A 7,718-nucleotide genomic window follows, 5' to 3' on the forward strand; every position below is an offset into this window, starting at 1 on the left:
CGGACCCTTCCGTGAGGATCTCCGAGCTTTCCAAGCGCAGCGGCGTGCCGGTCGCGACGCTGAAGTTCTACATCCGCGAGGGCTTGCTCCCCCGCGGCGAAGCGGTGTCGGCGACGAACGCGGAGTACGGCGAGGAGCACCTCGCTCGTGTCCGGCTCATCGCCGCCTTGGCGGATGTGCGAGGGCTGCCGCTGTCGCGGGTGCGCGAGATCCTCGCGCTCATCGACGAGCCGGCGCCCGACCCGGTCGAAACGCTCGGGCGGGCGGTCGGCGCACTGCCGCCCTACGTCGAGGAGGCCGACGACTACCCGCGTGCGCGCGAGGCGATCGAGCACGCCGGGCTCACGTACGAGCCGAGGTTCGCCGCGGTGAGGCAGCTCGACTCCGCGATCCGCGCGATCGAGGATGCGGGGCTGCGGTGGAATCCTTCCGTGCTGAGCCGATACGCGGATGCGATGCGGGCGGTCGCGGGCGAAGAGGTCGCACCCGTCGCCGAGATGACCCTGCAGGACGCCGTCGTGTACGCCGTGCTGGGCACGGCGCTGTACGAGCCGGTCATGCTTGCGCTGCGGCGGCTCGCGCACCACCACCTGCTCGTGAGCGGAGCGGTGCCACCGCCCACGGAGAGCGCGGCGGATTAGATCTTCTCGATCGGTGCGACCTTGATGAGGAGCTTCTTCGCGCCGGCGGTGTCGAAGCGCACGTGAGCGACGCGCTTCGCGCCCTCGCCCGTCACGAGGTCGACGCGGCCCTCACCGAAGTCGTCGTGGCGGATGCGGTCGCCCGGCGCGAGCTCGAGGTCGCCGTTGTCGCGCACCTTCGCGGGAATGCGGTTCGCGAACTTCTCGATCGACCCGTTCGGCTGGCGGCGAGCGAGCGGCACGAGGTCGTCGCCGTAGCGCTTGCCCGACCCGGATCCGCCGAAGCCCCGGCGGGCGTTGAGCGCGCGCGACTGCGAACCTCCGCGCGAGTTGACATCGCCCGGCGACTGCCGCCAGTGCAGCAGCTCCGACGGGATCTCCTGCAGGAAGCGGCTCGGCATCGCGACCGACACCTCGCCGAACTGCGCGCGCGTCATCGCGAGCGACAGGTAGAGGCGCTTGCGCGCGCGGGTGATGCCCACATAGAAGAGGCGGCGCTCCTCCTGCGGCCCACCGGGCTCCCCCGCCGAGATGCGGTGCGGAATCAAGTCTTCCTCGACGCCCGTCACGAACACCGCGTCGTACTCGAGGCCCTTCGCAGTGTGCAGCGTCATGAGCGACACCGACCCGGAGGCGTCTTCGAGGTCGTCGGCGTCGGACACGAGCGCAACCTCGGTGAGGAAGTCGAGCACCGTCCCTTCGGGGTTGTTGCGGGCGAACTCGCGCGTGACCGCGACGAGCTCGTCGAGGTTCTCGACGCGCGCTTCGTCTTGCGGGTCGCGGCTCGCGCGCAGTGCGTCGATGTAGCCGCTCTTGTTCAGCAGCAGCTGCAGCCCCTCCGTGACGGACGTCGGCGGGGCGATCTCACCGGAGGGCGGGAGCATGATGTCGGATGCCTCGGCCAGCACCGCGTCGAGGTGCGCGATGGCCGCCTGGATCTTGGGTCCGACTCCGAGCGCGGACGAGTTCGCGAGCGCGTCGCGGAAGGTGATCTGCTCCTCGCGCGCGTACCGCGAGATCGCCTCGATCGTGACGTCGCCGATGCCTCGGCGGGGCTTGTTGACGATGCGGCGCAGCGCCATCTCGTCGGCGGGGTTCGCCACCGCGATGAGGTACGCGAGCGCGTCCTTGATCTCGGCGCGCTCGTAGAACTTCGTGCCGCCCATGATCTTGTACGGCACCGCCGAGCGGATGAAGATCTCCTCCAGCGCACGCGACTGCGAGTTCGTGCGGTAGAAGACGGCCATCTGCCCGTAGTCGACGCCCTCGCGGCGGAGCGCCTCGATCTCGTCGGCGACGAACTGCGCCTCGTCGTGCTGCGAGTAACCGGTGAACCCGACGATCTTCTCGCCCGCGCCGACGTCGGTCCACAGCTTCTTGTCTTTGCGGTCGAAGTTGTTGCTGATGACCGCGTTCGCCGCGCTCAGGATGTTCTGCGTCGAGCGGTAGTTCTGCTCGAGCAGCACGACCTTCGCGCCCGGGTAGTCACGCTCGAACTCGGTGATGTTGCGGATATCCGCTCCGCGGAACGCATAGATCGACTGGTCGGAGTCGCCGACCACCGTGAGCGATGCGGGCTCGGGAGCATCCGTCGCCGGCGCATCGAAGATCATCATTCCGCCGGATGCCTCGAACGGCTGCGCGTCGGACCCGACGGGCTTCGTCAACTCGTTGATCAGGGCGTACTGCGCGTGGTTCGTGTCTTGGTACTCGTCGACGAGGATGTGCCGGAACCGCCGCCGGTACACGTCGGCGACATGCGGGAACGCGCGGAAGAGGTACACGGTCTGCGCGATGAGGTCGTCGAAGTCGAACGCGTTCGCGCGCTGGAGTTCGCGCTGGTAGGCGCCGAACACCTCGACGAACACACGCTCGACGGGGTCGTTCATGTTCGCCTGACGCGCGTACGACTCGGCGTCGGCAAGCTCGTTCTTGAGCTTCGAGATCTTGCCCTGCACCGCGGCGGGCGTCAGGCCGAACGCATCCGCCTCATGCTCCTTGACCAGCCGCTTGATGAGCGCGCGCGAGTCGCCGGAGTCGTAGATCGTGAACGAGCTCGTGAAGCCGAACTGCTGCGCCTCGCGCCGCAGGATGCGCACGCACGCGGAGTGGAACGTCGAGATCCACATTCCGCGCGCGGAATCGCCGACGAGCTGCTCGACGCGCTCGCGCATCTCGCCCGCTGCCTTGTTGGTGAAGGTGATCGCGAGGATCTGGCTGGGCCATGCCTCTTTGTTGCGCAGCAGGCTCGCGATGCGGTGCGTCAGCACGCGGGTCTTGCCGGAACCTGCGCCGGCCACGATGAGCAGCGCCGGACCGCGGTAGACGACCGCCTCGCGCTGCTGCGGGTTGAGCCCGGCGAGCAGGTCTTCGTCGGCGCGCGCCGCACCAGGGCGAGGCCCTGAGCCCCCGCCGACGATGATGGGTGTGACGGCGTCGGTCATGGCCCCTCAAGTCTAGTTCCGGCCCACCGACACGGCCCCCGCGGGGTCACGCCGACTGCCACAATCATCTCGTGCGCACCGTCCTGAACGTCATCTGGCTCGTCCTGTCCGGGTTCTGGCTGTTCCTCGGCTACGTCGCGGCGGGCATCCTGCTGTGCGTGCTCATCGTGACGATCCCGTGGGGGATCGCGTCGTTCCGCATCGCGGCGTACGCCCTGTGGCCGTTCGGGCGGACGATCGTCGAGAAGCAGAACTCAGGTGTGTGGGCGTTCCTCGGGAACGTCGTGTGGGTGATCCTCGCGGGCTGGTGGCTCGCCGTTGCGCACATCGTGTCGGGCGTGCTGCTTTGCCTCACGATCATCGGCATCCCACTCGGGATCGCCGACTTCAAGATGGTGCCGATCTCGATCATGCCGCTCGGCAAGGACATCGTCTCGACGCACCGCGGAGAGTTCGACGAGGCGATGGCGAAGCGGGGCGCCTGACGCGCCCCGCTTCGCCGCGGGGTCACTCGGCGAGGAGGCTGCAGCCCTCGTCGCCGCCCACGCAGAGCACGAGCGTCGAGGGGTCGACCAGGTCTTCGGGAACCTGGTAGCTCCACACGAAGGTGTACGACTTGTTCGGGGCCAGTTCGATGTCGACGTTCTGACGGGCCTCCGCCTCGGCCGAGAAGGACTCATCGGCGGTCGAGCGGAGCACCGGTGCGACCTCCGCACCCGTCACGCCCTCCTCGGTCACCCACTGAGAGACGTTCGCCGTGACCCACTGCTTGCCCGGGTCCGCCTCGCCGATCGTCTCGTCGGGCACGGCGGCGCTCCACACCTCGAGCAGAACGCCGTCCGCACCGACCCGCTCGCCGACACCCGCGGGCTCCGTCACCGAGGACTCGACCGCGGCGGCGTCGGGCGCGGACGTCTCCGACGGGCTCGACTCGGCCGCACAGCCGGCCAGGAGCAGACCCGACACGGCGAGGGCGGACAGGATTGCAGAGCTGCGCGAACGCATGACAAACACCTCTTCGATTCGGTTGGGATGCTCTTAACGCTACGCCTCGCACTTTTCCGCGAGGGCCGCGCGGCACCCGCGCGCGCCCGCTCACCGGGAAGCGCTGTCGAGGCGCCGCCTCCACGGCAACGCGAGCAGCGAGCCTGCTGCGAGCACGATGAGACCGACGCCGGCCGCCCACCAGGGCGTCGACGCGGGGATCTCCAGGAACGTCGTGATGCCGAGGATGCGCGCCATCCCCCACGGCAGCAGTCCCATCTCGTCGTTCCACACGGTGAGCGCCCGCTCGAGCCCCACGATCGCGACGGCGAACGCCGTGACCGCGAGCGCGGCGCCGACGCCGGCGAGCACGAACCCCGTCGCTCGGCGTGCGCCCACCTGCATCGACATCGCCCAGCCCGCCGCGATGAACGCCCACACGAACAGCGCGAACGCGATCGCGATGTAGACGACCCGCGCGACGGGCTCCGTCCAGAACGCGAACCAGTATCCGCCCGGGCCGGTGAACGCCAGGGCGAAGAGCGTGACGATGCATCGCAGCACGACGACGCCGCCCACGGCCGCGATCACCGGATAGGGCGAACGGATGCCGACGCACACGCGCACCACGAGGAGGAAGAGAAGCCACGCTCCGAAGACGAGCGCGAGGTGCGTCCACGAAAGGAGCGAGGTCTGCAGCGCGCGCGTGGCGACGAGGAGGCCTCCAGGAATGACGACCAGCAGCCACCTGTCGAGGGCGAGCATGCCGAGGGTCGATTCCCGGGCGCGCCACGGGCGCGTGGAGGCGATCCACGCTGCGCGGGCGGCGGCGGCTCCGGGTCGTCGCACGAGACGTGTGCGGGCGGAGAGCATTCCGATGATGAGCCATGCGACGGCGAGGAGGAGAAGGATGCGCGCACCCCACGCGACGAGCAGATCGCGATCGGCGCGGTCGATGCCGAGCTGCGCGGCGGTGAGGTTCCACGCGGGAAGATCGACGTCGCCTTCGTACGCGTCGACGTGCGCGGCGGCGCGGGCGACGTAGTCGTCGCGCGCGTGCTGCCACCGTTCGTAGGCCTCGGGCGATCCGGTGTCGTGCCACTCCCCTTGCACGAGGAACATCTCGCGGTAGGCGCCGAGCATGCCGAGGGTGTCGATCTCGTAGTCGAGCGTTTCGAGGAAGGCGTCGCGCAGCTCGGGATCGTGCCAGGTCGCGGCATCCGTCTCTTCGATGTCGGCGCGCATCCGCTCGGCCGCGGCGAGCGCGATTCGCCCGCCCTGGATGGTCTCGTCGACGCGATGGGGGCCGATGATCGCGTAGAGGACGTCGAGCGCGGCCGAGTCGCCGGTGAGGATGTCCCACTCGAAGAGCCACATCTGCGGGGGCGGCTCGAGGCCGAGCGCCGACACGCGGGACTCGGCGAAGGGCTCGAGGTAGAGGCCGTTCTCGATCGCGCTGCGCGAGCGCGCCATCGCCTGAGCGATCGCCGCGACGGTCGCGGGGTCGTCGGAGAACCACTCGCGCGCCCAGTCGGCGGTGATCTGCGCGAGGTCGGCGTCGGGGTCGCGCGCGAGCGCGGCGGCCTGGCGTGTGTTGTGCTCGTACAGCTGCCAGAAGCCGGACTTGAGGTAGAGCGACATGGGGCCCGCACGCCACGGACCGCCGTCCTGCGTCCATGTCCAGATGCCCTCGATGTTCGGGTTCTGCGCCAGGAGCTCGCCCAGCGCCCACTGGAACTTGGGGCCGAGGTCGTTCGGGAAGGAGCCGAACGCCTCGAACTCGCGGCGGCTCTGGAACTCGACGATGCGCCGGTGATCGCCCATCGCGAGAGTCTCGTTGAGGGGCAGCCAGCTGTAGAAGTCGCCCGCCGTGTACTTCGTCGACACGATGAGCGCGTCGGAGTCGATGCCGCCGAGCACGGCCTCGTACGACCCGGGATCGATGTGCATGTCGCCGACGTCGCCGATCCCCACGCTCCATGTGCGGAAGACGACCTCTGCACCGGATGCCTCGGCCCCGGTCGTGAGCACGTCGAGCATCGTGCGCACCGCGTCGACGCTGCGCACCGCGAGCGCGGAGGAGTAGTCCCAGCCCGGGGTGTCGTAGATGTCGCCCGCCTCGCCGATGCGGATGACGACGCCGTCGAGCGCGGGCTGGTCGGCGTAGAGCTCGTCGAGCGCGTCGGCGTAGACCTGCCACAGCTCGGGGTTCTCGGTGTCGGCCCCGCCGAAGCGCTTCGTGAAGTAGTCGTCGAGTGCCGGCGTCAGCGCGAGCATGTCGGTGCGCAGGAAGACGTCGACCTCGAGCTCGGAGGCACGGTCCCAGAACGGGCCGAACGCCTCGCGCAAGGCTGCTGCCCGTGCGATGTGCGGGTCGCCGTCGGGGTAGACGGGCCCGTCCGGGGCATGCGCGAAGTCGACGAACTCGATGAACCCCGGCCATGCGACGGCGTTGTACCCCTGGGCGACCGACGTGCGGAGGAACTCGTCCCACTCGTCGAACGCGTCGTCGAGGGCCGCCTCGTCGATGTACGGCTCGTCGGCGAGGTACACGTCGCGGAATGCGTCGGACACGTGCGAGTAGTTCGTGCCGGGGCGCCATTCCTCCGGGTCGGCGGTGACGCCGACGGCGCCGATGTCGACCATGCGGAACGGCAGGCGCGACGGCTCGTGCGTGCCCGCGAGGTCTTCGATCGCGCGCCCGCCGCGGATCTGCGCGGCGAGGTCGTACACGCCGCGGACGGCCCCGGCTTCGGTCGGTGCGTCGATGCGGATGCGGGGGCCGTCGGCCGCGAGGGCGTAGCCGTCGTCGTGTTCGTCTTCGTCGGGGCCCGCGGTGACTGTGAGGGTGAATTGCTCTGCGTCGGGCGCGGCGTCGGCCGTGGCATCCGTCAGGTCGTCGATCGCCGCCTCGAACCGTGGGCCGCCGGGTGCGTCGATGTCCGTGAACGAAGGAGTGGGGACGGATGCCTCAACCCGCGCGATCGCCGGTTCGGCCGGGTGCATGCGGTCGGACTCCTCGACCCGGATGCCGAGCGCGTCGCCGACCGCGACGCCGACGCCCGCGCCGAGCGCGACGAGCACGAGAACGGTGACCACGGCGGTGATCCCCCGTCGCACGGCCGTCGTCATTCGATCAGCCTACGTCGCCGCGTATGCCGCTCCTGACAACACCGGAGTTGTGCGGACCTCGCTCACACGGACGCTCGACCCGTCGGTGGTGGCGGGGCGTTCGGCTGCCGTGCGTCGGCCACGCCCATTCGGCAGCTTCGCTTTGCGGGCGGGTCGCGGTCTTTCGCGCAGCGCGCGCAGCCGACCCGCCCTTGCGCGGGCCCGCGCGTGCTCTGGCGCCGCGCGCTGGCGCGGGCGCGCGGGGGCGCGGGGGCGCGGGCGTGCGCTGGCGCATGGGCCTCCAGCACCTGGGTGCGGTCAGAAGGGGGCGTCGTTGGTGTGGGTGGGGTGGAAGACCGGCACGCGGCGTTCGGGTTGCACCACGTACCGTCGCCCTGCGGGTGAGGTCCATTCGAGTGCGCCCCCGCTGTCGGGGAGTTGTCTGACCTGCCACCCGCCGTGGTGTTTCACGGTGTGATGGCCCTTACAGAGCGGGGCGAGGTTGTCGAGCGCGGTGTTCCCGCCGTGTTCCCACGCG

5 protein-coding genes and 1 pseudogene are annotated in these 7,718 nt (G+C 69.9%); 2 read left to right on the top strand and 4 right to left on the bottom strand.

Translation table 11 applies throughout. The features are described from left to right. Positions 1-11 precede the first annotated feature (11 nt). Positions 12-641 (top strand): MerR family transcriptional regulator, encoded by a 630-nt coding sequence (locus tag VNR19_RS08830; protein ID WP_325725907.1) that lies wholly within the window; start codon positions 12-14, stop codon positions 639-641. Here VNR19_RS08830 and VNR19_RS08835 read toward each other — a convergent pair. Beyond that, positions 638-3,085 (bottom strand): ATP-dependent helicase, encoded by a 2,448-nt coding sequence (locus tag VNR19_RS08835; RefSeq protein WP_325725909.1) that lies wholly within the window; start codon positions 3,083-3,085, stop codon positions 638-640. The genes VNR19_RS08830 and VNR19_RS08835 overlap by 4 nt on opposite strands. A gap of 71 nt (positions 3,086-3,156) precedes the next feature. Between VNR19_RS08835 and VNR19_RS08840 the strand changes: the two genes are divergently transcribed. Further along, the gene (locus tag VNR19_RS08840; RefSeq protein ID WP_325725911.1) at positions 3,157-3,570 is read left to right on the top strand and encodes a YccF domain-containing protein; all 414 of its coding nucleotides are present in this window, start codon (positions 3,157-3,159) and stop codon (positions 3,568-3,570) included. Between the two features lie 22 nt (positions 3,571-3,592). Here VNR19_RS08840 and VNR19_RS08845 read toward each other — a convergent pair whose 3' ends face one another. The 3 genes and pseudogenes from VNR19_RS08845 to VNR19_RS08855 all read right to left on the bottom strand — a co-directional run. Then, positions 3,593-4,090, bottom strand: a complete 498-nt coding sequence (locus VNR19_RS08845) for a hypothetical protein (RefSeq protein WP_325725913.1) — start codon at positions 4,088-4,090, stop codon at positions 3,593-3,595. Positions 4,091-4,180: 90 nt separating this feature from the next. Further along, on the bottom strand, positions 4,181-7,201 hold the full coding sequence (locus VNR19_RS08850) for a hypothetical protein (protein WP_325725915.1): 3,021 nt from the start codon (positions 7,199-7,201) through the stop codon (positions 4,181-4,183). Between the two features lie 297 nt (positions 7,202-7,498). Beyond that, positions 7,499-7,718 (bottom strand): annotated as a pseudogene (locus tag VNR19_RS08855) (HNH endonuclease signature motif containing protein); the annotation flags it as partial.

The sequence above is a fragment of the Microbacterium sp. genome (assembly GCF_035556355.1).
Classification (GTDB): Bacteria; Actinomycetota; Actinomycetes; order Actinomycetales; family Microbacteriaceae; genus Microbacterium.

Bases quoted from the DNA above. Each gene is read 5' to 3' on its own strand.
- VNR19_RS08835 (WP_325725909.1), bottom strand. From the start codon at position 3,085: ATGACCGACGCCGTCACACCCATCATCGTCGGCGGGGGCTCAGGGCCT.
- VNR19_RS08845 (WP_325725913.1), bottom strand. From the start codon at position 4,090: ATGCGTTCGCGCAGCTCTGCAATCCTGTCCGCCCTCGCCGTGTCGGGT.
- VNR19_RS08850 (WP_325725915.1), bottom strand. From the start codon at position 7,201: ATGACGACGGCCGTGCGACGGGGGATCACCGCCGTGGTCACCGTTCTC.